The organism is Corynebacterium variabile (genome assembly GCF_006539825.1).
Lineage (GTDB): Bacteria > Actinomycetota > Actinomycetes > Mycobacteriales > Mycobacteriaceae > Corynebacterium > Corynebacterium variabile.
This window is the reverse complement of record NZ_BJNT01000016.1, coordinates 40973-57907: the sequence shown is the minus strand read 5'-3', so window position 1 is coordinate 57907 and position 16935 is coordinate 40973. Positions and strand designations below refer to the sequence as shown.

Here is a 16935-nt window from a genome sequence, read left to right as displayed (position 1 = left end):
CCGATGAACTGGCGGGAACGGCTCGTAACCTCATTTTCCAGTGCAGCGGACCCGCTGCCGTTCATTCACACGACGCCTTACAGGAGGCACTTCATGATCGACGCCATTACCACCATCATCCACACCATCGGCTCCATCCTCACCACCGGCATCTCCGGCGTGTCCCACGCGCTCAACCAGGTCGTAGGCTCCGTCACCGGCAGCATCTAAGCCGCGGTCTGCGTCACTGTCGCTACCAGTACGGGGAAGCGGAGATCAGGTACCTGACTTCCGCCTCCCGGTACTGGTAGCTGCATGGAGTCGGGTCACCCCTGGAGCCGTCCTCCCTGCTGTGGATTCTCCTCCAGCAGCGCCTGCTTGTCAGCCATCAGAATCATCCTCCGAGGCCAGGTCCATTGATATCGACCTCAGGTATCCGCCGGGCGTCCCCCGTTGTCACCCCACCTCGACGGTCCGCCGGGCCCGCTCGACGGACAGTTCCCCACCGTCCGGCAGCGGCTCAATCACCCGCCACGGCACCTGGACCGGCAGCTCGCCGTCCTCCAGAACCCCCAGTGCAGCGAGCTCCTCCGGCGAGGGCACCGCGTACCGCACCCCGGATTCACTGACCAGGGCCAAGCCCCGCTCAGTCACCACGGCAGCGGTTCCCCGCGGACCCGCATAATGTCCGGCCGGCTCCTTTCCCGACTTCTGCTCCGGCGCCTCCACCAGCACCGACCCCGCACACACCCCACCGATCTCACGGAGTGACGCCTCCACCGGCACCCGGTCCAGCGCCGTCGCTCCCGGCATCTCCAGGACGGTCCCCAGGTCGGAGACCACCGGCGCACCCGCCAGAGCCTCCGCGACCGCCCGGCGCGTCCCCGTGACCTCGGCCAACCCACCGTCGGCGACGAGGAAGGCCCGCTCGCCTGCGGTCACCAGCGTCCCCTGCGCATCGAAGGGCGCGTCCAGCCCGGACCGACCAGCAGGCAGTGTCACGTCCGGCCCACGCCGCAGCACCGTCACCACCTCATTATCGACCTGCACCGGTACCGTCCCGAGCGCCCGGGCGACGGTGGTCCCGGCGTCCGGAATGAGCATCCGCTCCCCCTCGACGACCAGCCAGTACCCCGACGGTGCCTCCAGGACCTGCGGCCCCGCGTCCTCCAGCGAGGACGCCGCCACAACCGTCGGACCGCACAACGCCCACTCATCGGCGTCGCCGCCGGTGACCGGGACAAGTCCCGGTGCGTCCGGAATGCCGACGGGCGGGCCGGTCTCGAACTCGGCCAGGTTCGATGCGGTGGTCTTCGACGGCGATTCCGCCGACCCCAGCAGCAGTCGTGCCGAGGCCACATTCGTCACCGGGTGGAAGGACTCCCCGAGCCGCACGTGCAGTGCCCCGGATTCATCGGTGACCAGGGCGGCGTCCCCTACCGAGGGCGCCGGACGCAGCATCGCGACCAGCAGCATCCCGCCGGCGACGAGCAGGGCGAGCAGCACGCCGACCCCCACGGCGCGTCGTTGGGTGCGCAGCGGATCGTGTGCCATCCGCGGGTCGCCGGTGACCAGCGCGAGCTCCATCCTCCGAAGCAGGAAGGAGTAGCCGGAGACCTGCAGGCCTGTCGTTCTCATCGTGTTCTCCCCTGACATTCCCCCGGGGTGCCCCCCGGAAATCCCCCGATGCGCCGACCCCGCGGCGCGCCGTGATGTACATTCTGCTGTGAAAGATACATGACAGGGGAACTCTTGTGTGGGGAACAGTGACGGCCGCCGTGGCCGTGATCGGGACAGGGACCGCGGCCGGGTGGGGACGCCACCGGCTGGGTCGGCTCGTGGCGGAGCAGACGCCGGAGCGCGCGTGGTTCCACGTGCATCCGCCGCACCACGACCTGTGGGGCGCCCGGGAGCCGGTGGTGTGTGACGCACAGCTGCTGGACTGCTTCGCCGCAGGTCTCCGGGCCGAGCTGCCGGTGGTGGTCTCGGCGGCGCCGCCCAAGCCGGACGGTCCGACACAACGCTCCTATGCCGGGCTCGCCGCCCTGTCCCGCCCGTCCGGTCGGATTCTGGTCGGGGTCCACCCTGCGGACGCCGCGCGGGTCCCGTTCGCGGCCGCCGGCTGCGGCCTGCTGTCCCGTGCCGTGCCGGGACTGCCTACCGGTGCACGTGAGGTGCATGGAGAGGTGGCGGTGGAGGCATTGCCCGGGTGGATGGTCGGGACTGATGCGTCTGGTGAGCCGGTGACGGTGAACCTGCCCCCCGGAGCGACGGTGCTGGTGTGCGGGGCGGGAGCTGCAGAGGTCGTGTCGACGGTGGCGGTGACCGGGCGGACGGTGGGGTCGGTGGCGGGCGCAGATGTAGCGGTGGTGGCCTCGCCCGGGCAGTGGCGGGAGGCGTGGCATCCGCAGACCTGCCGGGTGCTGGTAACCGAGAACACTGCTGCCGCCGAATCCGACAGCATCGCCGTCGACCTCACCGTGGACCTGGACGCCGGGCACCTGCGCTGCGGAGAGACGATGCTTCCCTTCCGTCGACTGCCGCTACGCTGATCCCCATGCGCACCCGCCTCGCCACCTGGATGGACGACCGCCAGGTCGCGCTGTACCTCGGCGCACTGCTGGTGGGCGGGGTGGTCGGGCTATCGGTCCCGTCGGTGGCGACCCCCGCGGAGCATGCGATCAACCCGGCGCTGGGGCTGCTGCTCTACGCCACCTTCCTCGCCGTACCCTTCGGCCGGATCGGGCACGCCCTACGTGACTGGCGGTTCCTGGTGACCGTCTTCGTCGTGAACTTCCTCTGTGCTCCGCTGGTGGTGTGGGTACTGACCAGGCCCTTCACCGGAGACGCCGACCGTGCACTGCTGGTCGGGCTGCTGTTCGTGCTGCTGGCACCGTGCGTGGACTACGTGATCGTGTTCACCGGGCTGGCCGGTGGTGCGGCGGACCGGCTGCTGGCCGCGACTCCCCTGCTCATGCTGGCGCAGATGGTGCTGCTGCCGGTGTGGCTACGACTGTTCGCCGGGGCCGGGGTGGTCGAGTCGGTGGAGATGGGTCCGTTCATCTCGGCGTTCATCTGGCTGATCGTGGTGCCGTTGCTGGCGGCGGGGATCACCCAGTGGGCACAGAGATCAGACTGGAGGTTCCTGTCCGGACTCTTCGCCGACCTGACGGTGCCGTTGATGATGGTGGTCCTGGCGGTGGTCGTGGCCTCACAGATCGACGGCGTCTCCGGCCGCTGGCGGGAGCTGGTGACCGTGGTTCCGGTGTATGTGGTGTTCTCTCTGGTCATGCCGCTGATCGGTGGTGCGGCTGCCCGGTTCGCGCGACTGGAGGTGGCGTCCCACCGAGCGGTGGTCTTCACCGCGGTGACGCGGAATTCACTGGTGGTGCTGCCGCTGGTCCTCGCCCTGCCGGCGGCCTACGACCTGTCGCCACTGGTGGTGGTGACGCAGACCCTGGTCGAGCTGCTCGTCATGGTGACGATGGTGCGGCTGGTGCCGAAGCTGGTGCGGTGAGGAGATCCGCTCGCCGGGCCCCTGATGACTCCTCCCGTCGTCCGACACACCAGCCCGACTGAACAGGTCACGCCGCTGCACGGGCACAGCGTGCCGGAGACCCCTACACCGGCTCCCGCTTCACCCGCGTCTCCTCGGCACGCGCCGCGAGGTCCGCGTCCGCCGGGTAATCGACAGCCACCAGGTTCAGCCCGCAGGCCGGTGCCACCGGTACCTTCGATGACCGCGAACGCTCCTGAAGCAGGGAGGACGCGAACCCCTCGTCGCGGCGTCCCTCCCCCACCGTCAGGACCGCGCCGACCAGCGAGCGGACCATGGACCAGCAGAAAGCGTCCGCCACAACCGAGGCCTCGTAGGTCTCCGGTTCTGTGGGGGTCGAGATGTCACGCCACTCGAAGGACTGCAGTTCACGCACCGTCGTGGACCCCTCACGGTACTTACAGAAGGCCGCGAAGTCGTGCAGGCCGACCAGCACATCGGACGCCAGCTGCACCGCGGACAGGTCCACGGAATGTCGCCACTGCGCCGTGTCCCGGACGCGCAGCGGCGACGGGCCGGCCATCGACGTCGTCACCCGGTAGACGTAGTGACGGCGCAGTGCGGAGAACCGCGCGTCGAACCCGGGTGCGGCCGCGGACGCCCCGTGCAGCCGCACATCGGCGGGGAGCATCCGGGACAACCGCCGCACCAGATCCGACGGCTGCTCCAGAGACCGCTGCCCGAAGGCAGACGCAGGCACGTCGACATGCGCGACCTGTCCGGTCGCGTGGACGCCGGCGTCGGTGCGTCCTGCCACGGTCAGCTCGACCGGCGTACGAAACACCAGTGACAGCTTTTCCTCGAGTACCCCCTGCACGGTCCGGAGCGCCTCCTGCGGGCCTTTCTGTCTGGCCCAGCCGTGGAAGTCCGTGCCGTCGTAGGCGACATCCAGGCGTACCCGCACCATCTCACTCATCGTTCGCCTTCCGTCCGAACCCTGCCAGCGCGGCGGCGCTCGGTGCTGTCGATCTCGCTCCGCGCTGCAGCTTCTCCATCTCCACCACACGCAGACGCTCGCGGTCCGCCGCACCGCCGAGACTGAACAGCCCCAGGCCGAAGACCACGACCCAGACCGTCAAGGTGTCCAGCGCCACCCGCTCAAAAGCCCCGGGCATCACATCGCGACCCGAGAAGACGAGCGTCAGCGCACCGACGATCGAGAAGAACTCCATGACCCGGGTGATCGGCACATAGGCACCGTAGATCAGCGGGTGTGCGTCACCGGTGGTTTCAGCGTGCCGCGTCGCTGAATCGACGAGGACCTCCATTGTCGCCCACATCACCAGCAGATACACCAGCAGGGAGACGTCGTGGATCCTCGGATGGTCGTCCACGGTGAACATGGTGGTCACCAGCGTCAGAAGCCCGGCCAGGCCCAGCAGCAGCGAAGTTCCGTAGACGCCGCGGTCACCCTCCCGGCGGGCCGCCAGGACCATCAGCAGGCTCGCGAGGATCACCGCGATACCGGAACAGATCACCATCGTGGTCGTGAAGGAGCTCGCCGGATTGCACGCGAACCGGACCCCGGAATCATCCCGCAGGATGCCGCACCGGGACGCCATGAGGTCGGAGGACCTGTTCTCGGTCAGCGAGTACATGCCCTTCCACCGGAGAATGCCCACGACCTGCCCGACGATCAGCAACGCACCGCTGACGACCAGGAGAACGCCGGCGGTGCGGTACGAGACGGGGTTGTGCAGGGTGGACCGCGGAGACATTGCACTGATTCTAGCAGCGCAGGGACCCCCTCCCCTGTGAGACTCCTGCCTGTTCACCACCAGGAACTCACAGACACGACGGCACAGACACAACGCCACAGACACGACGACGCCCGCCCCTGCGTTATGCAGGGACGGGCGTCGTCAGTCAGGCGTCCGGGAAGACTGCCGGAGGAGAACTACTTCTCCTCGGCGGTCTCCTCGGCGTCCTCAGCCTCAGCCTCGGCGGCCTCGGCGGCGGCCTCGGCGTCGGTGGACTCCTCAGCCTCGACCTCGGGGGCCTCCTCGACCGGGGCCTTGGCGGCGGCCTTGGTGGCGCGCTCGGCCTCGGTGGAGGCGAGCTCCTCGAGAACCAGCGAGATCTGGGAGACGGGGGCGTTGTCGCCCTTACGGTTCTCCAGCTTGACGATGCGGGTGTAACCGCCGTTGCGACCTTCGAACTTCGGCGCGAGCTCGTTGAACAGGTAAGCGACAACTTCCTTGTCCGTGATGAGCTTCAGGACGTTGCGGCGGTCCGCCACGGTGCCCTTCTTGGCCTTGGTGATGATCTTCTCGACGTACGGGCGCAGCAGCTTGGCCTTGGCGTCCGTGGTCTTGATGGCGCCGTGCTCAATGAGCTGAGCAGCCAGGTTGGCGAGGATCTTCTTCTGGTGGGAAGCAGATCCGCCGAGGCGGGCACCCTTCTTCGGGGTAGGCATAACTTCTCCTCGTGAATGTGTTCTGGTGAGCGCTTGCTCCAGGCAGGTGACCGGTACCGGTCATGCCTCTATTCGGCGATGTCCTCGCCCTCGGTGTCCAGGAACTCGCCGGTCTCGGCGTCGTAGCCTTCGATGCTGTTGATGTCGAAGCCCTCCGGCGCATCCTTGAGGCCCAGGCCCAGCTCAGCGAGCTTGACCTTGACCTCGTTGATGGACTTCTGACCGAAGTTCCGGATGTCCAGCAGATCGGACTCGGTACGGGCGGCGAGCTCGCCGACCGTGTGGATGTCCTCACGCTTGAGGCAGTTGTAGGAGCGGACGGAGAAGTCGAGATCCTCGATGGGCAGGCTGTAGGCCGCGATGTGCTCCGTCTCCTGCGGGGACGGGCCGATCTCGATACCTTCAGCCTCGGTGTTCAGCTCGCGGGCCAGGCCGAAGAGCTCCACCAGGGTTCCACCGGCGGACGCGATGGCGTCGCGGGCGGTGATGGAGTTCTTGGTCTCCACGTCGAGGACCAGCTTGTCGAAGTCGGTGCGCTGTTCAACACGCGTCGCCTCGACCTTGTAGCTGACCTTCAGCACCGGGGAGTAGATCTGGTCGACCGGGATGCGGCCGATCTCTCCGGTGGTGGCGGCGGCCGGGACGTACCCGCGACCGCGCTCGACCACGAGCTCGATGTCCAGCTTGCCCTGCTCATTGAGCGTGGCGATGTGCAGGTCCGGGTTGTGGACCTCCACGCCGGCGGGGACGACGACGTCCGCGCCGGTGACCTCGCCCAGGCCTTCCTTACGGATGTACATGGTGACCGGCTCATCAGAGTCCGAGGAAAGGACCAGGGCCTTGATGTTCAGGATAATGTCGGAGACATCCTCCTTGACACCCGGAATGGTGGTGAACTCGTGGAGCACACCCTCGATCCGGATGGAGGTCACCGCAGCGCCCGGGATGGACGACAGCAGGGTACGACGCAGGGAGTTACCGAGGGTGTAACCGAAGCCGGGCTCGAGCGGTTCGATGACGAACCGCGACCGGGCCGGGCTGATGTACTCCTCGGTCAGTTGGGGGCGCTGGGAAATCAGCATCGGGGTATTTCTCCTTCTCGGCGTCCGCTATTTGACGCCACATGAGGTGAACAGAGGGGAACCGGGTGGTTCCTTACTTGGAGTAGAACTCGACGATGAGCTGCTCCTGCAGCGGAACGTCGATCTGGGCGCGCTCGGGCAGCTGGTGCACGAGGATGCGCAGGGTGGACGGCACGACCTGCAGCCAGGCCGGGACGACAGAGTCGAGCAGGTTCTCCTGGGCCTCTTCGAACCACAGCATCGAGCGGGAACGGTCCCGGACGTCGATGATGTCGTACTGGGAGACCTGGAAGGACGGTACGTTGATCTTCTTGCCGTTTACGGTGAAGTGACCGTGGGAGACGAGCTGACGTGCCTGACGACGCGTGCGGGCGAGGCCGGCACGGTAGACGACGTTGTCGAGACGGGTTTCCAGCAGGATGACCAGGTTCGCGCCGGTCTTACCGGGGCGACGGTTCGCCTCGGCGTAGTAGCGGCGGAACTGCTTCTCCATGACGCCGTAGGTGAAGCGGGCCTTCTGCTTCTCCTGCAGCTGGGTGAGGTACTCGGACTCCTTGATGCGTCCACGACCGGCCTGTCCGGGCGGATACGGGCGACGCTCGAAGGAGCGGTCTCCGCCGACGAGGTCGACGCGGAGACGACGGGACTTACGGGTGGCTGAACCGGTGTAACGGGCCATTATCTGTTTCCTGTCCTTTCCTGATTAAACGCGGCGACGCTTCGGCGGACGGCAGCCGTTGTGCGGCTGGGGGGTCACGTCGGAGATCGTGCCGACCTCGAGGCCGGCGGTGGACAGGGAACGGATAGCGGTCTCACGACCGGAGCCCGGGCCCTTGACGAACACGTCAACCTTCTTCATGCCGTGCTCCATCGCCTTGCGGGCGGCGGACTCGGCAGCCATCTGAGCGGCGAAGGGGGTGGACTTACGGGAGCCCTTGAAGCCGACGTGGCCTGAGGACGCCCAGGAGATCACAGCACCCTTCTCGTCTGTGATGGAGACGATGGTGTTGTTGAACGTGGACTTGATGTACGCGGCACCGTGGGCGACGTTCTTCTTGACGACCCGACGGCCGGTACGGCGCGCGCCAGCGCGTGCTTTCGGAGGCATCTGTTACTTCTTCTTTCCTGCGATCGTCTTCTTCGGGCCCTTACGGGTACGAGCGTTGGTCTTGGTCCGCTGACCGCGCACCGGGAGGCCACGACGGTGGCGCAGGCCCTGGTAGCAGCCGATCTCGATCTTGCGACGGATGTCGGCGGCGACCTCGCGGCGGAGGTCACCCTCGACCTTCCAGGTGCCTTCGATGACGTCCTTGAGAGCGGAGACCTGCTCGTCAGTGAGGTCCTTGGACCGCAGGTCGGGAGAGATGCCGGTCTTCTCCAGCAGCTCGGCGGCACGGGCGGGGCCGATGCCGTAGATGTAGGTGAGTGCAACCTCCATGCGCTTGTCGCGCGGGAGATCAACACCAGCAAGGCGTGCCATGTGGCAGTTCCTTCCGGTTTGTTAACGGCGGTTTGCTCCCCACACATCCCGGCGTCCTCCACGGGGAAGGACGCCGGGCTCCGGCCGCCGCGGCCGGAGGTGAGCCCGTGGACACCGCGCGGGGCGGCGTCCTCGGATGGTGTACGGAGGCGAATGTCTTTGTGCCGGACAGATGTGCCGGAACGACAGGTAGGGCAGGTCTACTTGTAGCGGTAGACGATGCGCCCGCGGGTCAGGTCGTAGGGCGAGAGCTCAACGACCACGCGGTCCTCGGGAAGGATACGGATGTAGTGCTGACGCATCTTGCCGGAGATGTGGGCGAGCACCTTGTGCCCGTTGTCCAGCTCGACACGGAACATCGCGTTCGGCAGGGGCTCGACAATCTTGCCCTCGACCTCGATGGCGCCTTCCTTCTTAGCCATATCCTCCACTTTTCCAGGTCAGGGCAGCTGCCGGCGGGAGCCGGAGCCGTAGTCTGACCACACAGTCTTGTTCGGACGGTGTACCCAGGGATCGTCACGACGACCCACGGGTACACCAGAGGAAGAGTCTACGGCATGACGCGCCCCCGCGCCAATACCGGCATATACCCCACCGACCCCGCCCCTCCCCCGGGGAGTCTGCGCCGGAGCCTGCCGCGGCCACCTCAGTAGCGCGGGGTGAGGATGCGCGGGCCGTCAGCCGTCGCCGCGACGGTGTGCTCCCAGTGGGAGGCGAAGGAACCGTCCAGGGTCTTGACGCCCCAGTCGTCCTCGAGGACATAGGAGTCGACAGTCCCGAGGGCCAGCATCGGTTCGATGGCGAGGGTGGATCCGACCTCGATGGACGGGCCCTTGCCGGGGCGTCCTTCATTGGCCAGGTACGGGTCCTCGTGCATCTCGTGTCCGATGCCGTGACCGCCGTAGCCGTCCACGATGAACAACGGGACGCCGAACTTCGCGGACGCGGCCCTCGTCGCATCCTCCAGAGCCCAGGAGACGTCGGTCAGCCGATTACCCGGGACCATCGCCTTGAGTCCCTCGTAGAGGACGAACTCGGTGGCCTCGTTGAGCTTGCGGACGTCCTCGGCGATCTCGCCGATACCGAAGGTCCAGGCAGAGTCACCGACCCAGCCGTCGAGGGTGGCACCGCAGTCGATGGAGACGAGGTCCCCGTCCTTGAGGACGGTCTTCTCGTCCGGGATGCCGTGGACGATCATGTCGTTGACCGAGGAGCAGATGCTCCCCGGGAATCCGCCGTAGCCCTTGAACGTCGGGAAGGCCCCGGCGTCCCGGATCGTCGCCTCGGCGACGGCATCCAGGTCGAGGGTGCTCACTCCGGGCTTCGCTGCGGCCTTGACGGCCTGCAGGGCCTTGCCCACGATCTCACCCGCCGCCTGCATGGCGTCGAGCTCGGCCGGCGACTTGCCCCGGATGACCTTGTGTGAACGGCGGAATCCCACGGTAACTGCTTCTTTCTAGCGGTCCAGCGCATCGAGGGTGGTCGAGGAGATGTCCTCGACGGTGCCCTCGGCGTCGATGTTGACGATGATGTCGCTGTAGAAGTCGATCAGCGGCGCGGTCTCGTCGCGGTAGACCTGCAGACGGGTGCGGATCGTGTCCTCGTTGTCGTCCTTGCGGCCACGGGAGAGCATGCGTTCGACCACGACGTCCTCGGAGACCTGGTAGTTGATGACCGCGTTGAGCTTCTCTCCGGTCTCGCCGAGCATCTCACCGAGGATCTCGGCCTGCTCGACGGTGCGCGGGAAACCGTCCAGGAGGAAGCCGTCGGTGGCGTCATCCTGGGCGAGGCGGGACCGGACCATGTCGGCGGTGACAGAGGTCGGGACCAGCTTGCCGGCGTCGATGTAGGACTGCGCCAGCTTGCCGAGCTCGGTCTCCTTGCCGATGTTCTCGCGGAACAGGTCGCCGGTGGAGATGTGGGGGACCTGCAGTGCGTCCGCGAGGATGGCCGCCTGGGTACCCTTGCCCGCACCGGGCGGGCCGAGGAGAACGAGTCTCATTTGAGGAATCCTTCGTAGTTGGCTTGCATGAGCTGGGACTCGATCTGCTTGACGGTGGTCAGAGCGACCGAGACCATGATCAGGATAGCGGTACCACCGAACGCACCGAGGCCGTTACCCCCTCCGTCGGAGGTGATTCCGGCGGACAGGGCGAGGTTCGGGATAATCGCGATGATGGCGAGGTACACGGAACCGACAGCGAGCAGACGGTTCATCACCCGGCCGAGGTACTCGGCGGTGGGTCGGCCCGGACGGATGCCCGGGATGAATCCACCGTACTTCTTCATGTTGTCGGCCTGATCGTTGGGGTCGTACTGGATCGACACGTAGAAGAACGCGAAGAAGATGATCATGACGGCCATGAACACGATGTAGCGCCAGTCCGACGGGTCGGTCAGGATGTTGATCACGTCGCGGTTCCACCAGTTGTCCGCCTGCTCGCCGCCGCCGGACTGGATGATCTGGGTGATGAGGATCGGGACCGTCAGCAGGGAGGACGCGAAGATCACCGGGATAACACCGGCCTGGTTGACCTTCAGAGGCAGGTAGGTGGAGGTCTCGCCGTACTGGCGACGACCGACCATGCGCTTGGCGTACTGGACCGGGATGCGGCGCTGCCCCTGCTCGACGAAGACGACGAGCACGACGAGCACGAGCATCGCGACGACCACGCCCGCGAAGACGAATCCGCCGGAGTCCTGCAGGATACTCATGCCCTGGGCGGGCAGGTGGGTAGCCATACCGGCGACGATCAGCAACGACATACCGTTGCCGATGCCGCGGTCGGTGATCAGCTCACCGATCCACATCACGAGCACGGCACCGGCGGTCATGATGACGACCATGGTGATAATGCCGAAGAGCCCGACATCGTCCCTCAGCACCTGCTGGCCGGAGCCGAGCAGCTGCTTGTTGTTCGCCAGTGCCACGATGCCCGAGGACTGCAGCAGCGCGAGAGCGACAGTGAGGTAGCGGGTGTACTCGGTCATCTTCGCCTGACCGGACTGCCCCTCCTTCTTCAGCTGCTCGAACCGCGGGATGACCACGGTCAGCAACTGCACGATGATGGACGCCGTGATGTAGGGCATGATGCCGATCGCGAAGATCGACAACTGCAGCAGCGCGCCACCTGAGAACAGGTTAATCAGGCTGTACATGCTGGTCTGGCCGTCCGAGGTCAGGTTACGCACCTGCTCTGTGACTGTCGCGTAGTCAACACCGGGCGTCGGGATCTGAGAGCCGATCCGATACAGGATGACCATCCCCAGGGTGAAGAGGATCTTCCTGCGCAGATCGGCATCCCGGAACGCCGAGAGTATGGCGGTCACATTTGCCTCCTGGCTCGGTCACTGTCGCTGGCGTCCTGCGCGGGAGAGAGGCGGGGCGTCGACAGTGCCGATGGGTCTACATGGTGTTTCCGTCTCCGGGCATGACTGACCGGCGGCGGATATTGGACAACTGCAACAGGATAGCAGGGGTGACCTCATCTGTGCCCCGTCGGCAGGTGAGTTTGCCCCCCTGTGCCCCTGTTCGTGCAGGTCACCACCACTGAGGACGCAGCCCTCAGGTCGGCCGCATCTCTCCTGCTTCGGGGAGATGCGTGACGGTGAATGCGACGCGGTTTCGCGGTGCACCGGTGCGGCGTCCTACCCCGGACCACAACGTTACCCGGCAGGGCTTCATGTCTGCGGCAGGCACGAATCGGGCATTCTGTGGCAGTGAATCCCAATTCTGTGCCTCCCGCAGACATGAAGCCCCCCGGGTAGGTGAGATCGAGTCGTCTACGGAAAATGCGGACGACCCGGACATGGCGGAACCCCGCTCCCCCACGGAGGGGGAACGGGGTTCAGCGCCGGTCAGCGACTGTTGGTGAGAACAGTGCAGACAGTGAAGACCTAAGCCTCGGTGGTGGAACCGCCGGCGGCCTGGATCTTCTCGACAGCGGACTTGGAGAACTTGTCGGCGGTGACATTGACCGCGACGGAGATCTCACCGTTGCCGAGGACCTTCACCGGCTGCTTCGGCCGGACGAGACCGGCGGAAACGATGTCGGCGACGGTGACGTCGCCGCCCTTCGGGAAGGCGGTCTCCAGATCGGAGACGTTGACGACCTGGAACACGACCTTGGCCGGGTTCTTGAAGCCCTTGAGCTTCGGCAGGCGCATGTGCAGCGGCATCTGGCCACCCTCGAAGGCGGCAGAGACCTGCTTGCGGGCCTTGGTGCCCTTGGTACCGCGACCGGCGGTCTTACCCTTGGACGCCTCACCACGACCGACACGGGTCTTGGCGGTGTTGGCACCCTTGGTCGGACGCAGGTCGTGGAGCTTGATGGGTTCGCTCATGTTCTTACTCCCCTGCAACTTCCTCGACCTCGACCATGTGGCGCACGGCGTTGATCTGACCGCGGACCACCGGAGTGTCCTCGCGGACGACCGACTGGCCGATACGCTTCAGGCCGAGCGAGCGCAGCGACTCACGCTGCTTCGGCTTGGTGGCGACTTTACCCTTACGCTGGGTGATCTTCAGTGCCATGGTTACGCTCCCTGTCCTGCGGCGCGGGCGCGGAGCATCGCGGCCGGGGCGACCTCTTCGAGGGTCTTGCCACGGCGGGCGGCGACCTCTTCGGGCCGGACCAGCTGCTTGAGGGCGTCCACGGTGGCGTGGACGACGTTGATGGCGTTGTCGGAGCCGAGGGACTTCGACAGGACGTCCTGGACGCCGGCGCACTCGAGCACCGGACGGGCGGCACCACCGGCGATGACACCGGTACCGGGGGCGGCCGGAGCCATCCACACGACACCGGCGGCAGCCTCACCCTGGACCGGGTGGGTGATGGTTCCGCCGATCATCGGGACGCGGAAGAAGTTCTTACGAGCTTCCTCAGCACCCTTCTGGATCGCGGCAGGAACTTCCTTCGCCTTGCCGTAGCCGACGCCGACCATGCCCTGGCCGTCGCCGACGATCACGAGAGCGGTGAAGCTGAAGCGACGACCACCCTTGACGACCTTGGAGACACGGTTGATGGTGACGACGCGCTCGATGTACTGCGAGCGCTCGTCATCCTGACCACGACGGTTGCCACCACGGCGGTCGTCACGGCCACGACCGCGGTTGTCACCGCGGTTGTTGCTGTTGTTGTCGGCGGTACGGGCGCCGCCGTTACGATCACGTTCCGACATCACGCAGTCCTTCCGTCGGTGAAAATCTTGTCGTTGCGCATTAGAACTTCAGACCACCTTCGCGGGCGGCGTCGGCCAGAGCGGCGACGCGACCGTGGTACTGGTAGCCGCCACGGTCGAAGACGACCGTCTCGACACCGGCAGCCTTGGCGCGCTCAGCGATGAGCTCACCGATACGGGCACCACGGGCCTTCTTGTCACCCTCCATGGCACGGATATCGGCCTCGGTGGTGGACGCAGCGGCCAGGGTGTGACCGGCGACATCGTCGATCAGCTGGACGTGCATGTGACGGGAAGTGCGGTGGACGACGAGACGCGGGGTCTCGGCGGTACCGGAGATGTTCTTGCGCAGACGGTAGTGACGGCGCTGACGTGCGATGCGACGGCGGGTGGAGATGTCCTTGCCCACCGGGAGACGCTTCTTGTCGTTGCTCTGAGACATTACTTACCCGTCTTTCCGACCTTGCGACGGATCTGCTCACCCTCGTAGCGGATGCCCTTACCCTTGTAGGGATCGTCCTTCCGCAGACGACGGATGTTGGCGGAGATCTGTCCGACCTGCTGCTTATCGATACCTGCGACGGAGAACTTGGTGTTTCCGTCGACCGCGAAGGTGATACCCTCCGGAGCCTCGATGAGGACCGGGTGGGAGTAACCGAGAGCGAACTCGAGGTTCTTGCCCTTGGCCTGGACGCGGTAACCGACACCGAAGATTTCCATCTTCTGGGTGTAACCCTCGGTGACGCCGACAACCATGTTGTTGACGAGCGAGCGGGAGAGACCGTGCAGGGAACGGTTCTTGCGGTGGTCGTCCGGGCGCTGAACGAGAATCTCGTTGCCCTCCTGGACGGCGGTGATCGGGGCCGGGAGTTCCTGGGACAGAGTGCCCTTCGGACCCTTGACCTCGACGGTCTGACCGTCGATGGTGACGGTGACGTTGGCGGGGACGGCCACAGGGGCCTTACCGATACGTGACATTGTGCTGCGTCCTCCTTCTACCAGACGTAGGCGAGGACTTCCCCACCCACGCCCTTCTCGGTCGCCTCACGGTCGGTCAGCAGACCCTGGGAAGTGGAGATGATCGCCACACCCAGGCCACCGAGGACCCTCGGGAGGTTGGTGGACTTGGCGTACACGCGCAGACCCGGCTTGGAGACGCGGCGGACACCGGCGATGGAGCGCTCACGACTGTTGGAGTACTTGAGCTCCAGGATGAGCTGCTTGCCGACCTTGGCAGCCTCTTCGACGGTGAAGTCGGCGATGTAGCCTTCCTTCTTCAGGATCTCGGCGATGTTGGCCTTGATCTTGGAGGACGGCATGGACACGCTGTCGTGGTACGCGTTGGACGCGTTCCGCACGCGGGACAGCATGTCCGCGATGGGATCAGTCATCGTCATGACGAAATGACCTTGTGCCTTTCTCGCCACGGTTCCCGTTTCCACCCGGGCGTCACCGCGTCCTTGTCGGCAACTGACGCTTCCCTGATTCAGTAACCGGGGTTGCTCGCTACCTTGGTGACGACGCGGCCGCATGAGGGCGGAGGGCCTGTGACAAAGTGGTTGAATGCTTGGTCCTGACACGCAGGACCTGTTTACGCTAGCAATCAGGCACGACAAGGTCAAACGGCCTCCGGAGGGTCGTCGACACCCCGTCCCGAATCGGTGTCCGGACATGTCACAGCGTAATCTGCTCAGGGTCACCACCGGCCCGAGCAGTACCCCGTCAGTGAGGAATACCCCAGAACCATGTGCGGCATCGTCGGAATGATCGGCAACAGCCCGGTCAACCAGGACATCTACGACGCTCTCCTTCTCCTGCAGCACCGAGGACAGGACTCCACCGGTATGGCCACGGCCGAAGCCGGCGGCCACCTGCACACGTTCCGGGCCCGTGGCCAGGTCCGTGAAGTCGTGCGCACCCGGGACATGCGTTCCCTGCTCGGCAATGTCGGCCTCGGCCACGTCCGCTACGCCACCCGTGGCGCGGCGTCCTCCGAAGAGGAGCAGCAGCCCTTCTACGTCAACTCCCCGTACGGCATTACCCTGGTGCACAACGGCAACCTGACGAACACCCGTGAGCTCACCGAGGAACTGCGCGACCGCGACCGTCGGCATGTCAACTCCTCCAGCGACACCGAACTGCTGCTCAATGTCCTCGCCTCCGAGCTGCAGGCCACGACCGGCCCGACCGATCTCACGCCCGAGAGCGTCTTCAGTGCCGTCTCCGCGACCAGCCGTCGCATCGAGGGCGCCTACGCCGTCGTCGCACTGATCGCCCACCACGGTCTGCTCGCCTTCCGCGACCCCTTCGGTATCCGCCCGATGGTGCTGGGACGCCGCCACCCCACCCCGGCACAGCTCGAGGTACGCCCGGACGCCCACGACGAGTGGGTCGTCGCCTCCGAGTCCCTTGTCCTGGAGAACGGCAACTACGAACTGGTCCGTGAGCTCGCCCCCGGCGAGGCCGTGTTCATCACCCCCGAAGGCAAGCTGCACTCCAGCCGCTGCGCCGAGTCCCCGAAGCTCATGCCGTGCTCCTTCGAGTACGTCTACCTCGCCCGTCCGGACTCGGTGATGAACGGTATCTCCGTCTACGACTCCCGTCTGCGCATGGGCGCCCGGCTGGCGAAGACCATCGCCGAGCACATGCCCGTCCAGGATGTCGACGTGGTCATGCCGATCCCGGACTCGGCGCGCCCGTCCGCCATGGAGGTCGCCAAGGTCCTCGACATCGACTACCGCGAGGGCTTCTTCAAGAACCGCTACGTCGGACGCACCTTCATCATGCCGGGCCAGGCGGTCCGCAAGAAGAGTGTCCGCCAGAAGCTCAACGCGATGTCCACCGAGTTCAAGGGAAAGCATGTCCTGCTGGTCGACGACTCGATCGTCCGCGGCACCACGAGCTCCCAGATCATCGAGATGGCGCGTGCCGCCGGCGCCCGCAAGGTCACCTTCGCCTCCGCCGCCCCGCCCATCCGCCACCCGCACGTCTACGGGATCAACATCCCGACCGAGTCCGAGCTCATCGCCCACGGCCGGACCATCCCGGAAATCTGTGAACTGCTCGGCGCCGACCACCTCATCTACCAGGAGGTCGAGGACCTGGAGGCGGCGATCATGGACGGCCAGACCGACCAGCGACTCGACGGCCTGGACCTGAGCTGCTTCACCGGTGAGTACGTCACCGGTACCGTCACCCAGGAGTACCTCGACTGGGTCGCCGCCGCCCAGGAAAGTTAGAG

Annotated in this window: 21 protein-coding genes; 3 read left to right on the top strand and 18 right to left on the bottom strand. The window is 66.0% G+C overall.

Going from position 1 to position 16935, the window contains the following annotated elements:
* Positions 1 to 435 precede the first annotated feature (435 nt).
* Positions 436 to 1617 carry a type VII secretion protein EccB gene (eccB, locus tag CVA01_RS15480; RefSeq protein ID WP_141330549.1) on the bottom strand — a complete coding sequence of 394 codons (1182 nt, stop codon included), beginning with the start codon at positions 1615 to 1617 and terminating at the stop codon, positions 436 to 438.
* Positions 1618 to 1745: 128 nt separating this feature from the next.
* On the opposite strand from eccB, the gene CVA01_RS10360 reads away from it, so the two are divergent.
* Together CVA01_RS10360 and CVA01_RS10355 are read left to right on the top strand one after the other, a co-directional pair.
* On the top strand, positions 1746 to 2531 hold the full coding sequence (locus CVA01_RS10360; protein WP_244938257.1) for a hypothetical protein: 786 nt from the start codon (positions 1746 to 1748) through the stop codon (positions 2529 to 2531).
* 5 nt (positions 2532 to 2536) lie between these two features.
* The gene (locus CVA01_RS10355) at positions 2537 to 3496 is read left to right on the top strand and encodes an arsenic resistance protein (RefSeq protein WP_141330545.1); all 960 of its coding nucleotides are present in this window, start codon (positions 2537 to 2539) and stop codon (positions 3494 to 3496) included.
* A 103-nt stretch (positions 3497 to 3599) separates the two neighbouring features.
* Here CVA01_RS10355 and truA read toward each other — a convergent pair whose 3' ends face one another.
* The 17 genes from truA to rpsH form a co-directional block, all read right to left on the bottom strand.
* Positions 3600 to 4451, bottom strand: a complete 852-nt coding sequence (gene truA, locus CVA01_RS10350; RefSeq protein ID WP_141330543.1) for a tRNA pseudouridine(38-40) synthase TruA — start codon at positions 4449 to 4451, stop codon at positions 3600 to 3602.
* Positions 4444 to 5253 (bottom strand): hypothetical protein, encoded by an 810-nt coding sequence (locus CVA01_RS10345; RefSeq protein ID WP_244938256.1) that lies wholly within the window; start codon positions 5251 to 5253, stop codon positions 4444 to 4446. Before CVA01_RS10345 ends, truA begins: the two co-directional genes overlap by 8 nt.
* Positions 5254 to 5432: 179 nt before the next feature.
* The gene (rplQ, locus tag CVA01_RS10340; protein WP_141330539.1) at positions 5433 to 5951 is read right to left on the bottom strand and encodes a 50S ribosomal protein L17; all 519 of its coding nucleotides are present in this window, start codon (positions 5949 to 5951) and stop codon (positions 5433 to 5435) included.
* A gap of 68 nt (positions 5952 to 6019) precedes the next feature.
* On the bottom strand, positions 6020 to 7033 hold the full coding sequence (locus CVA01_RS10335; protein ID WP_141330537.1) for a DNA-directed RNA polymerase subunit alpha: 1014 nt from the start codon (positions 7031 to 7033) through the stop codon (positions 6020 to 6022).
* Positions 7034 to 7106: 73 nt separating this feature from the next.
* A complete protein-coding gene (gene rpsD / locus CVA01_RS10330; protein WP_014010828.1) occupies positions 7107 to 7712 on the bottom strand; it encodes a 30S ribosomal protein S4 in 606 nt (201 codons plus the stop codon).
* 24 nt (positions 7713 to 7736) lie between these two features.
* Positions 7737 to 8141, bottom strand: a complete 405-nt coding sequence (gene rpsK / locus CVA01_RS10325) for a 30S ribosomal protein S11 (protein WP_014010829.1) — start codon at positions 8139 to 8141, stop codon at positions 7737 to 7739.
* Between the two features lie 3 nt (positions 8142 to 8144).
* Positions 8145 to 8513 carry a 30S ribosomal protein S13 gene (gene rpsM, locus CVA01_RS10320; protein WP_014010830.1) on the bottom strand — a complete coding sequence of 123 codons (369 nt, stop codon included), beginning with the start codon at positions 8511 to 8513 and terminating at the stop codon, positions 8145 to 8147.
* A 200-nt stretch (positions 8514 to 8713) separates the two neighbouring features.
* On the bottom strand, positions 8714 to 8935 hold the full coding sequence (gene infA / locus CVA01_RS10315; protein WP_014010831.1) for a translation initiation factor IF-1: 222 nt from the start codon (positions 8933 to 8935) through the stop codon (positions 8714 to 8716).
* A 224-nt stretch (positions 8936 to 9159) separates the two neighbouring features.
* Positions 9160 to 9954 carry a type I methionyl aminopeptidase gene (gene map / locus CVA01_RS10310; protein WP_141330535.1) on the bottom strand — a complete coding sequence of 265 codons (795 nt, stop codon included), beginning with the start codon at positions 9952 to 9954 and terminating at the stop codon, positions 9160 to 9162.
* 15 nt (positions 9955 to 9969) lie between these two features.
* Positions 9970 to 10515, bottom strand: a complete 546-nt coding sequence (locus tag CVA01_RS10305; RefSeq protein ID WP_014010833.1) for an adenylate kinase — start codon at positions 10513 to 10515, stop codon at positions 9970 to 9972.
* Positions 10512 to 11843, bottom strand: coding sequence for a preprotein translocase subunit SecY (gene secY, locus CVA01_RS10300; protein WP_141330533.1), 1332 nt, complete (start codon positions 11841 to 11843; stop codon positions 10512 to 10514). The genes CVA01_RS10305 and secY overlap by 4 nt, the downstream gene beginning before the upstream one ends.
* Positions 11844 to 12410: 567 nt before the next feature.
* Positions 12411 to 12857 carry a 50S ribosomal protein L15 gene (gene rplO / locus CVA01_RS10295; protein ID WP_014010835.1) on the bottom strand — a complete coding sequence of 149 codons (447 nt, stop codon included), beginning with the start codon at positions 12855 to 12857 and terminating at the stop codon, positions 12411 to 12413.
* 4 nt (positions 12858 to 12861) lie between these two features.
* The gene (rpmD, locus tag CVA01_RS10290; RefSeq protein WP_141330531.1) at positions 12862 to 13047 is read right to left on the bottom strand and encodes a 50S ribosomal protein L30; all 186 of its coding nucleotides are present in this window, start codon (positions 13045 to 13047) and stop codon (positions 12862 to 12864) included.
* Between the two features lie 2 nt (positions 13048 to 13049).
* Entirely contained in the window at positions 13050 to 13694 is a 645-nt protein-coding gene (gene rpsE, locus CVA01_RS10285; RefSeq protein WP_014010837.1) for a 30S ribosomal protein S5, read from the bottom strand.
* Between the two features lie 40 nt (positions 13695 to 13734).
* Positions 13735 to 14136: a 50S ribosomal protein L18 gene (gene rplR / locus CVA01_RS10280; protein ID WP_014010838.1), complete on the bottom strand. Its 402-nt coding sequence runs from the start codon at positions 14134 to 14136 to the stop codon at positions 13735 to 13737.
* On the bottom strand, positions 14136 to 14672 hold the full coding sequence (gene rplF, locus CVA01_RS10275; RefSeq protein WP_014010839.1) for a 50S ribosomal protein L6: 537 nt from the start codon (positions 14670 to 14672) through the stop codon (positions 14136 to 14138). Before rplF ends, rplR begins: the two co-directional genes overlap by 1 nt.
* A gap of 17 nt (positions 14673 to 14689) precedes the next feature.
* A complete protein-coding gene (gene rpsH, locus CVA01_RS10270; RefSeq protein ID WP_041630160.1) occupies positions 14690 to 15091 on the bottom strand; it encodes a 30S ribosomal protein S8 in 402 nt (133 codons plus the stop codon).
* Positions 15092 to 15439: 348 nt separating this feature from the next.
* Between rpsH and purF the strand changes: the two genes are divergently transcribed.
* Positions 15440 to 16933 carry an amidophosphoribosyltransferase gene (purF, locus tag CVA01_RS10265; RefSeq protein ID WP_014010841.1) on the top strand — a complete coding sequence of 498 codons (1494 nt, stop codon included), beginning with the start codon at positions 15440 to 15442 and terminating at the stop codon, positions 16931 to 16933.
* The last annotated feature ends 2 nt before the right edge of the window (positions 16934 to 16935 follow it).

Excerpts from the sequence above, each read along its gene's own strand:
- purF (WP_014010841.1), top strand. The coding sequence starts at position 15,440 with ATGTGCGGCATCGTCGGAATGATCGGCAACAGCCCGGTCAACCAGGAC.
- rpsD (WP_014010828.1), bottom strand. The coding sequence starts at position 7,712 with ATGGCCCGTTACACCGGTTCAGCCACCCGTAAGTCCCGTCGTCTCCGC.
- CVA01_RS10355 (WP_141330545.1), top strand. The coding sequence starts at position 2,537 with ATGCGCACCCGCCTCGCCACCTGGATGGACGACCGCCAGGTCGCGCTG.
- truA (WP_141330543.1), bottom strand. The coding sequence starts at position 4,451 with ATGAGTGAGATGGTGCGGGTACGCCTGGATGTCGCCTACGACGGCACG.
- rplF (WP_014010839.1), bottom strand. The coding sequence starts at position 14,672 with ATGTCACGTATCGGTAAGGCCCCTGTGGCCGTCCCCGCCAACGTCACC.
- rpsH (WP_041630160.1), bottom strand. The coding sequence starts at position 15,091 with ATGACGATGACTGATCCCATCGCGGACATGCTGTCCCGCGTGCGGAAC.
- CVA01_RS10335 (WP_141330537.1), bottom strand. The coding sequence starts at position 7,033 with ATGCTGATTTCCCAGCGCCCCCAACTGACCGAGGAGTACATCAGCCCG.
- rplR (WP_014010838.1), bottom strand. The coding sequence starts at position 14,136 with ATGTCTCAGAGCAACGACAAGAAGCGTCTCCCGGTGGGCAAGGACATC.
- rplO (WP_014010835.1), bottom strand. The coding sequence starts at position 12,857 with ATGAGCGAACCCATCAAGCTCCACGACCTGCGTCCGACCAAGGGTGCC.
- rpsK (WP_014010829.1), bottom strand. The coding sequence starts at position 8,141 with ATGCCTCCGAAAGCACGCGCTGGCGCGCGCCGTACCGGCCGTCGGGTC.
- rpmD (WP_141330531.1), bottom strand. The coding sequence starts at position 13,047 with ATGGCACTGAAGATCACCCAGCGTAAGGGTAAAGTCGCCACCAAGCCG.
- rpsE (WP_014010837.1), bottom strand. The coding sequence starts at position 13,694 with ATGTCGGAACGTGATCGTAACGGCGGCGCCCGTACCGCCGACAACAAC.
- CVA01_RS10305 (WP_014010833.1), bottom strand. The coding sequence starts at position 10,515 with ATGAGACTCGTTCTCCTCGGCCCGCCCGGTGCGGGCAAGGGTACCCAG.
- rplQ (WP_141330539.1), bottom strand. The coding sequence starts at position 5,951 with ATGCCTACCCCGAAGAAGGGTGCCCGCCTCGGCGGATCTGCTTCCCAC.
- CVA01_RS10345 (WP_244938256.1), bottom strand. The coding sequence starts at position 5,253 with ATGTCTCCGCGGTCCACCCTGCACAACCCCGTCTCGTACCGCACCGCC.
- infA (WP_014010831.1), bottom strand. The coding sequence starts at position 8,935 with ATGGCTAAGAAGGAAGGCGCCATCGAGGTCGAGGGCAAGATTGTCGAG.
- rpsM (WP_014010830.1), bottom strand. The coding sequence starts at position 8,513 with ATGGCACGCCTTGCTGGTGTTGATCTCCCGCGCGACAAGCGCATGGAG.
- eccB (WP_141330549.1), bottom strand. The coding sequence starts at position 1,617 with ATGAGAACGACAGGCCTGCAGGTCTCCGGCTACTCCTTCCTGCTTCGG.